Here is a 17,500-nt window from a genome sequence, read left to right as displayed (position 1 = left end):
GCCTGAGATCCGAACGGGGCCGGCCGGAGTCCGGACACGAGGAGGCCGGGGCCCGCACTCTGCGGACCCCGGCCTCCTTGCGCTTACGTCCGCCCGCGTCCCCCGCGTCCGGCGGTGACCCGCCGGTGACCGCCCGGCCGGGGTGCTCGCGGTCCGGCGGTCACCCCGGCCCGGGAGCGCCCCGTCCGAGGGTTACCGGGCCAGCGGAGCCTCAGCCGCCCAGGCGGTCCACCGCGGTGACGCGCAGCACCGCGCGGCCCTCCTCGTCCGAACCGTAGAGGTCGACCTCGGCGCTGATGCCCCAGTCGTGGTCACCCGACGGGTCGTCGAAGATCTGCCGGACCCGCCACGAGGAGTCCTCCTCCTCGATCAGCAGCATCTTCGGGCCGCGCGCGTCCGGGCCGGTGCCGAGGTCGTCGTACTCCTCCCAGTACCCGTCGAGCGCGTCCGCCCAGCGGTCCGCGTCCCAGCCGTACTCGCCGTCCAGCTCGCCCAGCGCGTCGTAGTGCTCCAGCGCCGCCAGCTCGACCCGGCGGAACATCTCGTTGCGCACCAGCACCCGGAAGGCCCGCGCGTTGGCCGTGACCGGCGCCGGCTTGTCGTCCAGGGTGACCTCGGCGGCCTGCGGCTCGGTCGGGTTGGCCAGCTGCTCCCACTCGTCCAGCAGGCTGGAGTCGACCTGGCGCACCAGCTCGCCCAGCCAGGCGATGACGTCCTTGAGGTCGTCGGTCTTCACGTCCTCGGGGACGGTCTGCTCCAGCGCCTTGTAGGCGCCGGCCAGGTAGCGCAGCACGATGCCCTCGGTCCGGGCGAGCTCGTAGTGGCCGACGTAGTCCGAGAAGGTCATCGCCCGCTCGTACAGGTCGCGGACCACGGACTTCGGCCGCAGCTCGTGGTCGCCGATCCACGGGTGCGCCCGGCGGTACACCTCGTAGGCGTGGGTGAGCAGCTCCTCCAGCGGCTTCGGGTAGGTGATCTCCTGGAGCCGCTCCATCCGCTCCTCGTACTCGATGCCGTCGCGCTTCATCTCGCCGATGGCCTCGCCGCGGGCCTTGTTCTGCTGCGAGGCGAGGATCTGGCGCGGGTCGTCGAGGGTCGCCTCGACGACGGAGACGACGTCCATCGCGTACGACGGCGAGGTCGGGTCGAGCAGCTCGAAGGAGGCCAGCGCGAAGGTGGAGAGCGGCTGGTTGAGCGCGAAGTTCTCCTGGAGGTCCAGGGTGAGGCGGACGATCCGGCCCTCGGCGTCCGGCTCGTCCAACCGCTCCACCACGCCGCCCTCCAGCAGCGAGCGGTAGATGGCGATGGTGGTGCGGATGTGCCGGCGCTGGGCGGCGCGGTCCTCGTGGTTGTCGGTGAGCAGCTTGCGCATGGCGTCGAAGGCGTTGCCGGGCCGTCCGATCACCGACAGCAGCATCGCGTGGCTCACCTTGAAACGGGAGACCAGCGGCTCCGGGTCGGCGGCGATCAGCCGCTCGAAGGTCTCCTCGGACCAGCCGACGAAGCCCTCCGGCGCCTTCTTCCGGACGATCTTGCGCTTCTTCTTCGGGTCGTCGCCCGCCTTGGCGACGGCCTTGTCGTTCTCGATCACGTGCTCCGGCGCCTGCGCGACGACCTGCCCCACGGTGTCGAACCCGGCCCGCCCGGCGCGGCCCGCGATCTGGTGGAACTCACGGGCCCGCAGGACGCGCACCCGCACGCCGTCGTACTTGGACAGCGCGGTGAACAGCACCGTGCGGATCGGCACGTTGACGCCGACGCCGAGCGTGTCCGTCCCGCAGATCACCTTCAACAGGCCTGCCTGGGCGAGGCGTTCGACCAGCCGGCGGTACTTGGGCAGCATGCCGGCGTGGTGCACGCCGATGCCGTGCCGCACGAACCGGGAGAGGTTGCGGCCGAACTTGGTGGTGAAGCGGAAACCGCCGATCAGGTCGGCGATGGCGTCCTTTTCTGCCTTCGAGCACATGTTGATGCTCATCAGCGACTGCGCCCGCTCCACCGCCTCCTTCTGCGTGAAGTGCACGACGTAGACGGGCGCCTGACCCGTCTTCAGCAGCTCCTCCAGCGTGTCGTGCAGGGTGGTGCGGCGGTACTCGTAGAACAGCGGCACGGGGCGCGTCGCCGAGCGGACGACGGTGGTGGGCCGGCCGGTGCGGCGGGTGAGGTCCTCCTCGAAGCGGCGGACGTCGCCGAGCGTCGCCGACATCAGCAGGAACTGCACCTGCGGCAGCTCCAGCAGCGGGATCTGCCAGGCCCAGCCGCGGTCCGGCTCCGCGTAGAAGTGGAACTCGTCCATCACCACCTGGCCGATGTCGGCCCGCGCGCCGTCCCGCAGCGCGATCTGCGCCAGCACCTCGGCGGTGCAGCAGATGATCGGCGCGGTCGGGTTGACGCTCGCGTCACCGGTCATCATGCCGACCTGCTCGGTGCCGAACACCTTGCACAGGTCGAAGAACTTCTCCGACACCAGCGCCTTGATCGGCGCGGTGTAGAAGGTCCGCTTGCCCTCCGCCAGCGCCGCGAAGTGCGCCCCCGCCGCCACCAGGCTCTTGCCGGAGCCGGTCGGCGTCGCCAGGACCACGTTGTTCCCCGACACCAGCTCGATCAGCGCCTCCTCCTGCGCCGGGTACAGCGTGATCCCGCGCTCCTCCGCCCAGGCGGCGAAGGTCTCGTACAGAGCGTCGGGAGTAGCGGGCTTCGGCATCAGGTCAAGGAGGGTCACCCGGCTATCTTGCCTGTTCGCGCCCACACCGGGCAAAGCCCGCGGCCGCCCGCCCGGGCGCCCGACGGCCGCCGGCGGACGCGGCGGCGCGGTTGAGTACGCGTACTCAGGTGCCCGGACCGGCCGCGCGGCTACTGTCGGCGCGGAAGAACGCACCGGTTGGCAGGGGGAATGGGCATGGCCGAGACGGCGGAGACTGCGGCGACGGCGGAGGGGCCGGGGACGGCCGACGCGACGGTCACGACACCGGCGGCGACGAACGGGCGGGCCGGCGGCCTGGCCCTGCGCATCGTCCGCGTCGTGCTGGGCGCCCTCCTCGCGAGCATGCTGCTGGTCATGGCGTTGATCATGGGCTTCGGTGTCTGGCTCAACCACGAGCTGGGCGAGAAGACCGCCGACGAGCGCCCGCTGATGACGGCCGCCGAGTGCCGTGACCGCTTCGAGCGGGCGCTGACCGGGACGGTCAACGGCATCACGCCCGCCGTCCGGTACCGCGACAGCGGCTACCTGGTCCTGCCCGGTGCCCACTACATGGACGGGACCCGCAGCCCGCTCACCTCCGTCTCGCGCTCGCTGCGGCTGACCACCACCGTCGCGGCCGGCCGGCACCCCGCCCTCGCCGCGGCGATCACCGACTACTGGGCCCGCAACGGCTACCGCGACATCCAGAGCCAGGAGTTCGGGCACCGCCCCTCGGCCGGGTACCGGACCGAGCACACCGCCACCTCGCCCGAGGGCGTCCGGCTCACCGTCCGGGTGGAGGACTCCGGCAGCGCGACCCTCTCGCAGACCACGGAGGTGGAGATCACGGCCGAGCAGGACGGCGTCGAGCACGCCGCCGACAGCGTGTACGGCAACCGGGGCAACCGGGGCAGTGGCCCGGCCACCCCGGTGGACGACCCCTACTGGTCGCACTGAGCCGGGCGCGCGCCCTTCGGCACAGGGCGTCGGCCCCTTCGTGGCGGCGGCCGCCGGGCCCGTCGCACCGGAGGGGCCGCGGGAGGCCGGACGGGGCCGCACACACCGGAGGGGGCCGTACGGACCGTACGGGGCCGCACGGAAACGGACAACAGGACCCGCCGAGGGTGTGCCCAGACGCACATTGCCCGCCCGGCGCCCCGCGTGCCAGAGTGCCGATCATGGCCCACCGCACCGCGTCCGAACCGTCCGTCCTCGCCCCGGCCGGCGCCCCCGGCCCCGCCGGCACCCCGGCCCCGGCCGCCGTCTTCGACTGGCTCGACGAGACGGCCGAACTGCGCGCCCGCGCCGGCCTCACCCGGACGCTGCGCAGCCGCCCGGCGGAGGACCCGGTGCTCGACCTCGCCGGCAACGACTACCTCGGGCTGACCCGCCACCCGGCCGTCACCCGGGCCGCCGCCGACGCCGCGCTGCGCTGGGGCGGCGGCTCGACCGGCTCCCGGCTGGTCACCGGAACCACCGCGCTGCACACCGAACTCGAGGACGAGCTGGCCGAGTTCTGCGGGGTGGAGGCGGCGCTGGTGTTCTCCTCCGGGTACACCGCCAACCTGGCCGCGCTGACCGCGCTCACCGACCCGGACACCCTGATCGTCTCCGACGCGTACAACCACGCCTCGCTGATCGACGGCTGCCGGCTCGCCCGCGGAGACGTCCACCGCGCCCCGCACAGCGACCCCGACGCCGTCCGGGCCGCGCTCGCCGCCCGCACCCACCGCCGGGCGCTGGTGGTCACCGACTCCGTCTTCTCGGTCGACGGCAACGCCGCCCGGCTGCCCGAACTGTCCGCCGCCGCCCGCTCGGCCGGCGCCGCGCTGCTGGTGGACGACGCGCACGGGCTCGGCGTCCTCGGCCCCGGCGGCAGCGGCGCCCTGGCCGCCGCCGGCCTCGCCGGCGAGCCGGACACCGTCGCCACCGTCACCCTCTCCAAGTCGCTCGGCTCGCAGGGCGGCGCGGTGCTCGGCCCGCGCCGGGTGATCCGCCACCTCACCGAGACCGCCCGCACCTTCATCTTCGACACCGGCCTCGCCCCGGCCGCCGCCGGAGCCGCCCTCGGCGCGCTGCGGCTGCTGCGCGCCGAGCCGCAGCGCGCCGACCGGGCCCGCGAGGTCGCCCGCACCCTCGCCGGCCGGCTCACCGCGGCCGGCCTGCACGCCTCCACCCCGGACGCGGCCGTCGTCTCGGTCCGGGCCCCCGGCCCGGAGGCCGCCGTCGCGTGGGCCGCCGACTGCCGCCGGGCCGGGCTCGCCGTCGGCTGCTTCCGCCCGCCCTCCGTCCCGGACGGCATCTCCCGCCTCCGGCTGACCGCCCGCGGTGACCTGACGGACGGTCAGATCGCCGATGCGGTAAGGATCATCGCCTCGCTCGCCCCGGTGGGTGCCACGCGCTGACCGCAACCGCCCGCCGGGTCCGGGGCGTCCCAGGCGAGGACGGCGCGGACCGGCGGGGGAGCGGTGATGCGACGCGTGGAACTCCGGGAGCTGCCGCTCCCGGTCCGGGTACTGCTCACGATGGTGGGCGCGGCGGCCTGCGCGCTCGCCCTGCTGGCCGTGGGGCACACGCCGCCCCGGCCGGGCTCAGAGCCCGGCCAGCTCCGCCAGGAACACCGTCCCCGCGTCCTGCCGTCCTGCCGCCACCCGCGGCGCGGCGATGATCACGGCAGAGGCCCGGCACCAGTCGAGCACCCGCCGCGGATCGGCCCCCGGCACCAGTGCGGTCAGGCCGGCGATCCGCCGCTCCAGCCCGGGCAGGCCGGTGGCACCGTCGATCACCCAGTCCACCAGGTCGAAATCCGGGTCCCCGAGGGACGGCCGCGGGTCGATCGCCACCGGCCCGGCCGGGCCGTCCAGCACATTGCCCGGGTGCAGGTCCCCGTGGACCAGCGCCACCGGGCCGTCCGCGGCCAGCTCCCGCGCGAACGCCCGCGTTCCGCGCGGCACCGCGCCCGGCACCCGCCGCTCGGTGAGGTCGAAGAGGAACTCCACCCGCTCGGCCAGCGGCGCCAGCGCGAGCCCCGCCACCGGCACCGACCGCAGCGCGCCGAGCACCGGAGCCACCTCGGCCGGCCGCCACTCCCGCTGCCGCAGCGCCGGCCCGGGGCTCACGTCGTCCAGCAGCAGGGCGCCCGCCGCCACGTCCTCCTCCAGCAGCCGCACCACCGACGGCAGCCCCGCCCACGCGCGCAGGGCCACCGCCTCCTGCCGGGCCACCTCGGGGTCGGGCGTCAGCTTCAGCCAGACGGTCTGCCCGTCCCCGCGGTCACAGCGGAACACCCGGGCCGTCCCGCCCCCGCCGCCCGCCCGCACGGTCAGGCCCCAGCGGGCGGCCAGCCCGGCCACCAGCGACGGCAGGGCCGCGCACCAGGCGTCCGCCGACGGCCCGAACCGCACCGCCAGCCGGGACCGGACCTCCGCCGGAACGGCCACCGGCGGCCCGGCGGCCGCCCCGCTCACGGCTGCCCCACCACCAGCAGCGTCTCCGCGCCGACCGGCCGGTACCCGGCCGCCTGGAACGCCCGCACGCTCGTCGCGTTGCCCGGCGCCTGCTGCGCCCAGATCCACTCGCCCTCCGGCAGCAGATGCCGGGCGCTCGCCGCCAGCGCGCGCCCCAGGCCGCGGCCCCGCGCCTGCGCGTCCACCTCGATGGCGCACTCCCACCGCCCGGCCACCCCGCGGCCGAGGACCAGCACCCCGCCGTCCACGGTGAACACCCGCACGTCCTCCCGGTACCGCAGGGCGCGCACCACCCGGGGGTGCTCCCGGTCCGTCACCGGCTCCAGCGCCAGCGGCGGCTCACCGGGCAGCCGGCCGGCCACCGTCAGCAGGTCGATGTTGCCGGCCACCCGGCCGGTCCGCTCGGTGAACGCGGTCAGGAACGGCGGGCAGAGCGGCGCGGCCAGCGGGTCGCTCGGCACCGCGGCGAGCACCGCGTGCACCCAGGCCGGGTCCTCGTCGGTGAACACCACCGCGTGCGCGGAGAACGACAGCACCCCGGCCTCGCGCGGCGACGGCTGCGGCACCACCGTCACCGACCCGTCCGACGGCGGGAACACCCCGCGCGCCGCGTCCGCCAGAATCCCCCGCAACCCGTGCGCGTCCACCCCGTGCCCGTCCACCCCGGAACCCCTCCCCGTGTGCATGATCCTTCGAGGGCCGACAGCCTACGTGATCACCCCCGCCGGTGATCACGACTTCCGTGCCCGGCTCGGCTGCACCCTGGTCGGCTCACCCGCCGCCTTCGGATGGTCCGGCGGGTACGGCAGTTCACCCATGCCCTCGTCCCGCAGCTGCCGCTCGTACAGCTCCAGCAGCCCGTCCAGCCGGTACGCCTTGTCGTCCATCTCCGCCTGGAGATCGCCCAGTTCGGCGAACCGCGGCGGCAGCGTCCGCAGGTCGAAGTCCTCCGGCGCGGCGTCGTCCAGCTCCTCCCAGCGCAGTGGCGCCGACGCCGTCGCCCGCGGGCGGGCCCGCAGCGAGTACGCGGAGGCGATGGTCCGGTCCCGGGCCATCTGGTTGTAGTCCACGAAGATCCGCTCGCCGCGCTCCTCCTTCCACCAGGCCGTGCTCACCCGGCCCGGCAGCCGCTGCTCCAGCACCCGGCCCAGCGCGATCACGGCATGCCGGCCGTCGGTGAACGTCCACTGCGGCTCCAGCGGCACGTACACGTGCAGCCCGCGCCCCCCGGAGGTCTTCGGCCAGCCGCGCAGCCCCGACTCCTCCAGCAGCGCACGCAGCTCGTGCGCCACCCGCACCGCGTCGTGGAAGTCGGTGCCGGGCTGCGGGTCGAGGTCGATCCGCAGCTCGTCGAGGTGGTCGGTGTCGCCGCGCCGCACCGGCCACGGGTGGAAGGTCAGACAGCCCAGGTTGGCCGCCCAGAGCACCGCGGCCGGCTCGGTCGGGCAGATCTCGTCGGCCGACCGCCCGCTCGGGAAGGCGATCCGCGCCGTCGGCAGCCACTCCGGCAGGCCCTTCGGCGCCCGCTTCTGGTAGAAGAACTCGCCCTCCACCCCGTCCGGGAACCGCTGCAGCGTGGTCGGCCGGTCCCGCAGCCCGCGCAACACCCCGTCCGCCACCGCCAGGTAGTACTGCGCGACGTCCAGCTTCGTGAACCCGCGCTCCGGGTAGTACACCTTGTCCGGGTTCGACAGCCGGACGCTGCGCCCGGCGACATCCAGTTCCACGGCTGAGCCCATGCGTCCCACGCTAGCCGTAGCACCACGACCTCGCCCGCGGCGTCGCGCCGGACCGGACCTCCGGCCCCTGCCCGGCCGGCGGGGGACGTCCGCGCGACCGGGCGGACGTGCTCGCGCACGTGGTCACCGGTCGTCCTCGGCCGTCCCCCGCTCCGTTCGGGTGAGCCTTCAGGCCTCCTCGGAGGCCTGAAGGCTTCCGCGATGCGGAACTACGGCAGGTTCCAGCGCTGGTTGGTGCCGGCGTTGCAGGGCCAGACGATCAGCTGGGTGCCGTCGGTGGTGCTGGCGGCCGGGTCGTCGAGACAGAGGCCGGACTGGACGCCCTTCAGTGTGCCGTCGGCCTGCGGGGTCCACTGCTGGTTGGTGCCGCCGTTGCAGGTCCACAGGTCGACGGGGGTGCCGTCGGCCCTGCCCTGGCCGACCACGTCGAGGCACTTGCCGCCGGACAGGAGCCGGCCGTTGTCCCAGGTCCACGTCTGGGCCGGGTCGGCGGCGTCGCAGCCGCGGATGACGGCCTTGGCGCCGTCGGCGGCGGGGGCGGCGGAGGCGCCGAGGCACTTACCGGCCAGGCCGGAGGTGACCGGGCCGGTGAACGAGCTGCTGCCGGTTCCCGGGGTCAGCGTGAACGAGTCGAACTGGTCGGTCTGGTAGCCGGCAACGGCCAGGCCGGCCATGCCGGAGGTGAAGGAGTGGTCGGTCGCGCCGCCGACGCTCTGCCCGTCGATCGTCGCGGTGAGCGTCGCTCCCTGCATGGTGAGGGCGAGGTGGTGCCAGGTGTTCAGGCCGGGCGCGGTGACGGTGCCGGACGCCAGGGTGGTGAGGTTCCAGGCGAGGTCGCTCTTCTGGATCGCCCAGGCGCCCGTGTCGCTCAGGCGCAGGTGGTAGGCGTTCAGGCCGCCGTTGTTGCGGCCCTGCTGGTTGACGCGGCCGAGGACCTCGGTCGAGCCCGGCTGCTCGAAGAGGGTGTCCGCACCGACCGTGTAGTTCACCCAGCTGCTGTCACCCACGATGGTGTAGGGCTGGTTGTTCGACTCGTCGGTCCAGCGGATGGGGGAGACCGGGGCCATCTGACGCAGGCAGGCGCCGGTGCGGCCGCCGCCGCACGGGACGGTCTGGAAGGCGCCGTTCATGTCGGAGAAGTACTTCGGGGAGGCCGTCGCGGCGGGCTTGTCGAAGCCGTCGGCGTAGGGCAGGTTCAGCGGCGCGGGCGCCGGCGGGGTGGCCGTTCCCTTGCCCTGGCCGGTGGTGGTGGTCACGGTGTAGACGTGTCCCGGCTGGAGGGTGAGGGTGTAGGCCCCGCGGACCGGCTTGAGGTCCTGCTCGTGGACGAAGTCGTCGGCGGTGTCGGCGGTGGCGAGGTTCGTCGACCAGACGTGCACCTGGCCGGTGGACAGCCCGCCGGTGACCTTGAACGTGGCGGTCTGCGCGGCGGTGGCGTCCATGGTCTCGACGACGGTGGAGTAGTCGCGGCCGTCCGCCGACTTCAGCGAGACGAAGCTGCCGTTGGCCCGGTTGCCGCCGAGGTAGCCGGCCGCCGGGTCGAGGTACTTCCAGCCGGGCCGGGTGAACTGGGTGGTGTGCGCGGTGACCCAGGTGGTCTGGCCGATGGAGTAGTTGCCGGACCAGGGCTGCGCGGCGAGCGAGAGGCCGTCGGTGGAGAAGAAGAGGTTCTGGTAGAGCGCCGCGATGACCGGCCAGTTCATGTACGAGGTCATCTTGCCGTCGATGTAGTCGCGGTTGATCGCGCGCGCCACCGCCGGGGCGCCGGTGTTGTAGTCCTGCGAGCCGCTCTCGCTGGCCCAGATCGGCTTGCCGAGCGCCTGCGCGGCCGGCGTGCTGTTGCAGGTGGTCATTGCGCCGAGGTAGCCGCACGGGTAGTGCATGCCGATGACGTCGATCGCGTCGTTCAGCGCCGGGTCGTCGGTCATCGCCGTGGCGAGGTTCCAGTCGTAGCTGTCGGCCGCGACGACCTTGGTGTCGGCGTGGCCGGTCGTGACCAGGGTGTGCTTGAGGTTCTTGTACCAGGTGGCGTTGTAGTCGCGCTCGTTCCAGCCGCCGATGTAGTCGACCGGCAGGTTGTGCCGGGCGGCGCAGCCGAGCCAGCCGCCGATGTAGTCGATCATGTCCTGGGACCAGAAGTACGGCTTGCCGGGGTCGGGGTTGGCGGGGTCGTCGACCCCGATCCAGCCGGGAGCGCCCCAGGCGAGGCCGTAGAGCCTGATGTCGGGGTTGCGGGCCTTGGCCTGTTCGGCCAGCCACCATTCGTACCCCTGGTTGCAGTCGACCGCGCCCCGGGAGTGCTGGTAGCTGGGCTCGGCGCCGTCGGTGGAGTTGGTGTCGCCGCCGATCTCGATCTTCAGCGACTGGAGGGAGGCTCCGTACCCGGGCTTGAAGAGGTAGTCCAGCAGCTGACTGCGCTGCGGCTCCGGATAGTCGATGAGCAGGCGGGAGTTGCCGCCGCCGCCGCTGGCGGCTCCGATGCCGTCGAAGGTCCGGCCGGACTTGGTGCCGTCCACGGTGATGGCGGTGCTCACCGTGGTGGTGGCGGCGAGGGCCGGAGTCGCGGCCTGTCCGGCGACGAGCGCGCCGGACAGGAGGAGTGAGGCGGCGAGGGCCGCCCTTCTGAGGGTGCGTCCGGGCGTGGCCAGGAGACGGAGGGGTCCGTGCACGGGAGAGGCCTTTCGTACGACGCCGGAAGCGGCGCACCGCGCGCTGCCGAGCGGTTGGGTGGGGGAGGTCGCAATCGCTCACAAGCAAACAGAGTCGACCGGATCCGCACAGTAGGGGTGCGCGAGCCGGCGGTCAATGGGGCGCGGTCGCGGGGCTCCCGAAGAACCCGGGGTGCGCGGCATTGAGGCCGGGCTCCGGCGGTCGGCTCCGGACCGGCGGAATTCTGCTGGTATTCCGCGCGGATCCGGCGGAGCGGACCCGCCGGATCGGGCGTGGTGGCCGGTGATCCACTGTCGTCCATGGTCGGGCGGGAGAGCCATCCGGACCTGATTGACTCCGGATACCTAGTAATTGCGCGCGTAATTCATGGGTGGTCCTTGCCGTAGGTGTTTTCCGATTTCACGCCGCGGTGCCTGAGAATGGGCTGGTCGGCGCCTTGGTAACAAAGGTGCATCGGCTGGGGGCCGAATGTTTTCGGCCTCTTGACGGGAAGGTGAAGTGCCGGTTTTCCTGTGATGTATCGCGTTTGAAAGTGATGACATGTGATCGATTCTGTTGGATCGGTCCGGTCTCGCTCGTCCACCCTGGAGCCGCCCCGTGTCCCCCATCCGTGCCCGTCTGGTCCCCGCCGCCGTGCTGGGCCTGACCACCGTCCTCGGCCTCTGCGCCTGCTCCACCGGCCAGACCTCCGGCACGGCGGACTCCCAGGCCGCACCGGTCACCGGGAAGGTCTCGCTGACGTACCTGCAGAAGCAGGGCGACCAGGAGTACTTCGTCGGCGAGGCCGCCGGCGCCAGGGCGAAGGCGGCCGAACTCGGCATCGACCTCAAGGTGGTCAACCTCGGCAGCGACGCCAACAAGACCGTCAGCGAGGTGCAGTCCGCGATCGCGCAGAAGAGCAACGGCCTGATCGTCGTGGTCCCGGACCCGGCGGTCGGCCCGCAGGTCGTCCAGACGGCCCGCGACGCCAAGGTCGCGCTGCTCACCTCCGACGACCAGATCTGCACCACCGGCCCCGCCCCCGCCTCCTGCGGCAAGTCCGACCTGGTGCCGCGGATCGGCTTCAGCGGCGAGCAGATGGGCGGCGAGGTCGGCAAGCGGGCCGCCGAGGAGTTCAGGAAGGCCGGCTGGAACCCCGCCGACACCCGGATCATCTCCGCCTGGAAGCAGGACGTCACCGTCTGCGGGGACCGGGTGAAGGCCGCCAGGACGGCCTTCGACTCCGCCGTCAGCGGCGTGCAGACCCTCGACGTGGCCACCGACAACACCCCGACCGGCGCCCAGGACAAGGTCGCCGCCACCGTCACCGCCAACCCCGGCGTCAAGCACTGGGTGGTGTGGGGCTGCAACGACGAGAACGTCCAAGGCGCCGTCACCGCCCTGGAGAACGGCGGCGTCAGCCCCGACGACATCGACGGGGTCGGCCTCGGCGCCTACCTGGCGTGCAAGGACTGGAAGTCCGGCAAGCCCTCGGGCATGAAGGCCGCGCTGTTCATCAACGGCAAGGACGTCGGCGCCCTCGCCGTCCAGACCATGTACGACAGGCTCAAGAACGGCAAGGACTTCCCGGCCGAGGCGTTCGCCCCGACCAAGATGGTCGACGCCGCCACCTGGCAGGCCGCGGGCGTCGGCTGCAGCTGACCCGCGGCCCGGCCGGTGCGGCCACCGTCACCCCCGCGCCGCCGCACCGGCCCCCGCCCGGCCCCGTCCAGCCCGTACTGCCCGGCCCGTACCGCCCGGCCCGTACTACCGCACCGCCAGTTGAGGCCACGATGACGACACCCAGCCGCCCGCCCACCGCACCAGCCGGCCTGACCGCCGAGAACATCGGCAAACGCTTCGGCACCGTCCAGGCGCTGCAAGGCGTCGACCTGAGCTTCCCGCCCGGCCGGGTCACCGCCCTGATGGGCGAGAACGGCGCCGGCAAGTCCACCCTGCTGCGCATCCTCACCGGCGACCACCGGCCGAGCGAGGGGCGGGTCCTGCTCGACGGCCAGGCCCTCGACCTGGGCTCGCCGACCGACGCCCGCCGGGCCGGCATCCGGATCATCCCGCAGGAACCGGAGATCATCCCGCACGTCTCGGTCGCCGAGAACGTCTACGCCGGCAGCCTTCCCCGCCGGGCCGGCCGCCGCCTGGACCGGGCCGAACTGCGCCGCCGGATCGCCGCCGACCTGGACCGCCTCGGCTTCGCCAAGGTCCTCGATCCCGACCTGCTCGGCTCCGAACTCACCGCCGCGCAGCGCCAGCTGGTCGAGATCCTGCGCGCCCTCACCGGCGAGGTCACCCCCCGGGCGATCGCCTTCGACGAGCCGACCTCCTCGCTCTCCGAGCACGAGGTGGACGCCCTGTTCGCCCTGATCCGGCGGCTGCGGTCGCAGGGCATCGCGGTCGTCTACGTCTCGCACCGGATGAAGGAGATCTTCCAGCTCGCCGACCGCATCGCGGTGCTGCGCGACGGCACGCTGGCCGGCGTGGTCGACGCCGCCGACACGGACGAGAACGAACTGGTCCGGCTCATGGTCGGCCGCGACCTCGCGGGCCTGTTCGTCCGGCAGAACGTCGCCACCGACCGGGTCGTGCTCGACGTGGACCGGCTCAGCACGGACGACGTCCACGACGTGTCGCTCACCGTCCGGGCCGGCGAGGTCGTCGCGCTGGCCGGCCTGATCGGCGCCGGCCGCTCCGAACTCGCCCTCGCCCTGGCCGGCGACGCCCCGGTCCGGGCCGGCACCGTCAGCGTCTCCGGACAGTGGCTGCGCCTGGGCAGCCCGCGCCGGGCGATCCGGGCCGGCGTCGGCCTCGCCCCCGAGGAGCGCAAGGCCCAGGCCCTCTTCCTGCACCGCACGATCCGCGACAACACCTCGCTGGTCAGCCTCGAACGGCTGCGCCGCCGGCGCTTCGTCAAGGTCCGCGAGGAGAAGGAGCTCGCCCAGCGGTACGCCGACCGCCTGCGGGTACGCGCCCCCTCCATCGAGACCGAGGTGCGCACGCTGTCCGGCGGCAACCAGCAGAAGGTGGTGCTCGCCCGCTGGCTGGCCCGCCGGCCGGACCTGCTGATCCTGGACGAGCCCACCCGCGGCGTCGACATCGGAGCGAAGGCGGAGATCTACCAGATCATCGCCGACCTCGCCCGGGAGGGCGTCGCGGTGCTGGTCATCTCCTCCGAACTCCCCGAAGTCCTCGGCCTCGCCGACCGCGTCGTGGTGATGCAGGGCGGCCGGGTGACCGGCGAGCTGAGCCGTGACCAAGCCTGCGAGGAGAGCATCCTCGCCCTCGCCATGGCCGACGACCTGGCCACCGACGCCCGAACCGACCCCCACGCCAGCACCGGAGCAACAGCATGACCACCAGCACCGCCCCCACCACGGCACCGCAGCCCCGCACCGGCGGCCCGCGTGCGCTGCTCGGCTCCGTCGGCGCCCAGAACCTCAGCCTGATCGGCGCGCTCGCCGTCGTCGTCGCGCTGTTCGGCTCGCTCAACCCCAACTTCCTCGGCTGGGACAACGTCCAGGTGATCGCCGAGGCGGCCACCATCGCGGGCCTGCTCGCCGTCGTCCAGACCGTCGTCATCATCTGCGGGGGCCTGGACATCTCGGTCGGCTCGCAGGCCGGACTCGCCTCCGTGGTCAGCGCCATGGTCTTCACCTCGGCCGGGTCCAGCGCACCCGCCGGCATCGGCGCCGCGCTCGCCGTCGGCGCGGCCGTCGGCCTGCTCAACGGTGCGGTGATCATCTACGGCCGGGTCAACCCGACCATCGCCACCCTGGCCGGCCTCGCCGCCTACAAGGGCGTCGCCCAGCTGGTCTCCGACGGCCGGGCCCAGGGCTTCGTCCTGAACGACCCGGTGTTCGTCTTCCTCAGCCGCGGGAAGATCGCAGGCCTGCCGACCATGGTGTGGATCCTGATCCTGGCCGCCGCCGCCGTGCACGTGCTGCTCAAGTACACCGACATCGGCCGCAACGTCTACGCGATCGGCGGCAACGACACCGCCGCCCGCCTCGCCGGCATCAACCTCAACAAGTACCTGATCGCCGCCTACGCGCTCAGCGGCGTCGTCGCCGCCCTCGCCGGCGTCCTGCTCACCGCCCGCACCGGAAGCGGCCAGCCCGTCTCCGGCAGCGAGGGCCTGGAACTCCAGTCCATCACCGCCGCCGCCCTCGGCGGCTGCGCCCTCAAGGGCGGCAAGGGCGGCATCGGCGGCACCCTGCTCGCCGTCGCCCTGCTCGGCGCCCTCCAGAACGGCCTCACCGTCCAGGGCATCAACACCTTCTGGCAGAACGTCGCCCAGGGCACCCTCCTGATCGCCGCCGTCGTCATCCAGCAGCGCCAGAGCCGCGAACGCGCCGTCGGCCTGCCCGCCTGACATCCCTTCCGGGCGGGCACCGGCCGCACCGGCCGAGGCCCACCTTCCCTGTCCGTCCCCCGTAGAAAGGCAGTCCCCATGAGACGCCTCGCTCGTCCGCTCCGCCGCGCAGCCGCCGGCGCAGCGGGTCTCGGGCTCGCCCTGGCATCGGCGATCCTGCCGTCCTCCGCCGCACCGGCCGCCGCCGCCACCGCCACCGCCACCCAGGCGGTGACGATCGACGGCACCTCCGCCGGACGCACGTTCGACGGCATGGGTGCGATCAGCGGCGGCGGCGCGACCTCGCGCCTGCTGGTCGACTATCCGGAGCCGCAGCGCTCCCAGATCCTCGACTACCTGTTCAAGCCCGGCTACGGCGCCAACCTGCAGATCCTCAAGGTGGAGATCGGCGCCGACGCCAACTCCAGCGACGGCCCCGAACCCAGCCACATGCGCAGCCGCACCGACCTGGACTGCAACCGCGGCTACGAGTGGTGGCTCATGGAGCAGGCCAAGCAGCGCAACCCCTCGATCACCTTCTACGGACTCGAATGGGCCGGACCGGGCTGGTTCAACGGCGGGATGTGGTCGCAGGACAACATCACCTACCTGACCAGCTGGCTCGGCTGCGCCAAGACCCACGGGCTCAGCGTCGGCTACCTCGGCGGCTGGAACGAGATCGGCTACGACAAGGCGTGGTTCGAGAACCTGCGCACCGCTCTCGACGCCGACGGCAACTCCGCCACGAAGCTGGTGGCCGCTGACACCGACGACCCGGAGTGGAAGGTCGCCACCGACCTCGCCACCGACCAGGCGTTCAACAAGGCCGTCGCGGTGGTGGGCGCCCACGGCGTCTGCTGGCACTCCGACCCGGTGTACACCGGCTGCCCCGGCAACAGCACGGCCCTCGCCCTGAACAAGCCGCTGTGGCAGTCCGAGGACGACAACGACAGCGGCGGCCCGAACCCGACGGCGCTGGCCCGCAACCTGAACCGCGAGTACATCGACGCCAGGATCACCGCCAACCTCAAGTGGGCGCTGGTCAGTTCCTGGCCCGCCCACCTCCCGTACCACGGCGCCGGCCTGATGGCGGCGGACCAGCCGTGGTCGGGCGCCTACTCGGTGGACCGCGACATCTGGGCCATGGCCCACACCACGCAGTTCACCAAGCCCGGCTGGAAGTACCTCGACACCGCCGGCGGATACCTCGCCGGCACCGGGGCCAACGGCGACCCGCACAGCGGCAGCTACGTGACGCTCAGGTCCGGCCGCGACTACAGCACCGTCATCGAGACCACCGACGCCACCGGCCCGGCCACCCTGAACCTCAAGGTGACCGGCGGCCTGTCCACCGGGACCGTCCACGTCTGGGCGACCGACATGGCGTCGACCGACCCGGGCCAGTGGTTCCTGCACACCCAGGACATCACGCCGAAGGGCGGCGCGTACTCGCTCACCGTGCAGCCGGGCTACCTCTACACCGTGACGACCACCACCGGCCAGGGCAAGGGCACCGCGGTGCCGCCGAGCCGGACCGCGTTCCCGCTCCCCTACACGGCCGATCTCACCCACGCCACGACCGGCTCCGCCGTCCCGTACTTCCACGACTGGGCGGGCGCGTTCGAGACCGGCCCGTGCCCGGCCGGTGCCGGTACGGCCACCTGCGCGCGCCAGGTCCTCACCACCGCGCCGATCCCGTGGCACACGGACATGGGGTACACCCCGCTCACCCTCGTCGGCGACCCGAAGTGGACGAGTTACCAGGCCGGCGTCGACGTGCTGCTGGAGCAGTCCGGGTCCGCCGAACTGCTGGGCCGCCTCGACCACATCGACCACGACCACTCCGCGTACCACCTGAAGATCACCAGTGACGGCACCTGGACCCTGTTCACCGAGAACACCTCCGGCGCCGGCACCACCCTCGCCACCGGCAGCTACCCCGGCGGCGGGCAGGGCACCTGGCACAACCTCCAGCTGGCGATGCAGGGACCGGCCATCACCGTGTCCGTCGACCACGTGCAGGTCGCGTCGGTCACCGACTACAGCCACCTCGGCGGGCAGCTGGGCCTGGGCGTCGGCGGCTTCCAGAACGCCGACTTCGCCAACCTGACGGTCACCCCGCTGGCCGGCCCGGCCGTCAACAGCCTGGTCAACGCCAACAGCAAGATGTGCCTGGACGTGGCGGGCGCCTCCACCACCGAGGGTGCCGACATCGTTCAGTGGACCTGCGCCCCGGGCAAGGCCAACCAGCAGTGGCAGCTGGCCCCGGTCGCCGCCGACACCTACCAGGTGGCGTCGGCCGGCAGCGGGATGTGCCTGGACGTGGCGGGCGCCTCCGCCACCGAGGGTGCCGGCGTCGTCCAGTGGACCTGCGCCCCGGGCAAGGCCAACCAGCAGTGGCGGCTGCTCCCGGTGCCCGGCACCGGAGCCGACCAGCTGGTGTCCGTCAACAGCGGGATGTGCCTGGACGTCACCGGCAACTCGCAGACCGCCGGGACCAAGGTCATCCAGTGGACCTGCGGCAGCAACAAGCCCAACCAGGAGTGGACCGTCTCCTGAGGTCCGACGGATCGTCCACCGGTCCGTCCACTGATCC

Annotated in this window: 11 protein-coding genes; 6 read left to right on the top strand and 5 right to left on the bottom strand. The window is 73.0% G+C overall.

Annotation, left to right across the window (positions count from 1 at the left end; all coding sequences use genetic code 11):
• Positions 1–211 precede the first annotated feature (211 nt).
• A complete protein-coding gene (locus C2142_RS30630; protein WP_346766440.1) occupies positions 212–2,704 on the bottom strand; it encodes a DUF3516 domain-containing protein in 2,493 nt (830 codons plus the stop codon).
• Positions 2,705–2,899: 195 nt separating this feature from the next.
• On the opposite strand from C2142_RS30630, the gene C2142_RS30625 reads away from it, so the two are divergent.
• Both C2142_RS30625 and C2142_RS30620 read left to right on the top strand, forming a co-directional pair.
• Positions 2,900–3,640 (top strand): hypothetical protein, encoded by a 741-nt coding sequence (locus tag C2142_RS30625; RefSeq protein WP_148646079.1) that lies wholly within the window; start codon positions 2,900–2,902, stop codon positions 3,638–3,640.
• Between the two features lie 221 nt (positions 3,641–3,861).
• Positions 3,862–5,088, top strand: coding sequence for an 8-amino-7-oxononanoate synthase (locus tag C2142_RS30620; RefSeq protein WP_148646078.1), 1,227 nt, complete (start codon positions 3,862–3,864; stop codon positions 5,086–5,088).
• 186 nt (positions 5,089–5,274) lie between these two features.
• On the opposite strand, the gene C2142_RS30615 is transcribed toward C2142_RS30620, so the two are convergent.
• The 4 genes from C2142_RS30615 to C2142_RS30600 form a co-directional block, all read right to left on the bottom strand.
• Complete coding sequence (locus C2142_RS30615; protein WP_241002875.1) at positions 5,275–6,150, bottom strand: aminoglycoside phosphotransferase family protein; 876 nt, start codon at positions 6,148–6,150, stop codon at positions 5,275–5,277.
• The gene (locus tag C2142_RS30610; RefSeq protein WP_241002874.1) at positions 6,147–6,836 is read right to left on the bottom strand and encodes a GNAT family N-acetyltransferase; all 690 of its coding nucleotides are present in this window, start codon (positions 6,834–6,836) and stop codon (positions 6,147–6,149) included. Before C2142_RS30610 ends, C2142_RS30615 begins: the two co-directional genes overlap by 4 nt.
• A gap of 45 nt (positions 6,837–6,881) precedes the next feature.
• Complete coding sequence (gene ligD / locus C2142_RS30605) at positions 6,882–7,889, bottom strand: non-homologous end-joining DNA ligase (RefSeq protein WP_174315791.1); 1,008 nt, start codon at positions 7,887–7,889, stop codon at positions 6,882–6,884.
• Positions 7,890–8,098: 209 nt separating this feature from the next.
• The gene (locus C2142_RS30600; protein WP_241002873.1) at positions 8,099–10,558 is read right to left on the bottom strand and encodes a ricin-type beta-trefoil lectin domain protein; all 2,460 of its coding nucleotides are present in this window, start codon (positions 10,556–10,558) and stop codon (positions 8,099–8,101) included.
• Between the two features lie 598 nt (positions 10,559–11,156).
• Between C2142_RS30600 and C2142_RS30595 the strand changes: the two genes are divergently transcribed.
• The 4 genes from C2142_RS30595 (at position 11,157) to C2142_RS30580 (ending at position 17,463) form a co-directional block, all read left to right on the top strand.
• Positions 11,157–12,200 (top strand): substrate-binding domain-containing protein, encoded by a 1,044-nt coding sequence (locus tag C2142_RS30595; RefSeq protein WP_206671053.1) that lies wholly within the window; start codon positions 11,157–11,159, stop codon positions 12,198–12,200.
• Between the two features lie 131 nt (positions 12,201–12,331).
• A complete protein-coding gene (locus tag C2142_RS30590; protein ID WP_148646077.1) occupies positions 12,332–13,906 on the top strand; it encodes a sugar ABC transporter ATP-binding protein in 1,575 nt (524 codons plus the stop codon).
• Positions 13,903–14,925: an ABC transporter permease gene (locus C2142_RS30585; protein WP_148646076.1), complete on the top strand. Its 1,023-nt coding sequence runs from the start codon at positions 13,903–13,905 to the stop codon at positions 14,923–14,925. Before C2142_RS30590 ends, C2142_RS30585 begins: the two co-directional genes overlap by 4 nt.
• A 78-nt stretch (positions 14,926–15,003) precedes the next feature.
• Positions 15,004–17,463 carry an RICIN domain-containing protein gene (locus C2142_RS30580; RefSeq protein ID WP_148646075.1) on the top strand — a complete coding sequence of 820 codons (2,460 nt, stop codon included), beginning with the start codon at positions 15,004–15,006 and terminating at the stop codon, positions 17,461–17,463.
• Positions 17,464–17,500: the final 37 nt, after the last annotated feature.

Origin of the sequence: Streptomyces sp. CB01881 (assembly GCF_002953255.1) — a bacterium.
Lineage (GTDB): Bacteria > Actinomycetota > Actinomycetes > Streptomycetales > Streptomycetaceae > Kitasatospora.
Note: the sequence above shows the minus strand (reverse complement) of the source record. Positions and strands in the feature narration are given on the sequence as shown.

Bases quoted from the DNA above. Each gene is read 5' to 3' on its own strand.
- C2142_RS30580 (WP_148646075.1), top strand. From the start codon at position 15,004: ATGAGACGCCTCGCTCGTCCGCTCCGCCGCGCAGCCGCCGGCGCAGCG.
- C2142_RS30585 (WP_148646076.1), top strand. From the start codon at position 13,903: ATGACCACCAGCACCGCCCCCACCACGGCACCGCAGCCCCGCACCGGC.
- C2142_RS30630 (WP_346766440.1), bottom strand. From the start codon at position 2,704: ATGCCGAAGCCCGCTACTCCCGACGCTCTGTACGAGACCTTCGCCGCC.
- C2142_RS30625 (WP_148646079.1), top strand. From the start codon at position 2,900: ATGGCCGAGACGGCGGAGACTGCGGCGACGGCGGAGGGGCCGGGGACG.
- C2142_RS30610 (WP_241002874.1), bottom strand. From the start codon at position 6,836: ATGCACACGGGGAGGGGTTCCGGGGTGGACGGGCACGGGGTGGACGCG.
- C2142_RS30590 (WP_148646077.1), top strand. From the start codon at position 12,332: ATGACGACACCCAGCCGCCCGCCCACCGCACCAGCCGGCCTGACCGCC.
- ligD (WP_174315791.1), bottom strand. From the start codon at position 7,889: ATGGGCTCAGCCGTGGAACTGGATGTCGCCGGGCGCAGCGTCCGGCTG.
- C2142_RS30620 (WP_148646078.1), top strand. From the start codon at position 3,862: ATGGCCCACCGCACCGCGTCCGAACCGTCCGTCCTCGCCCCGGCCGGC.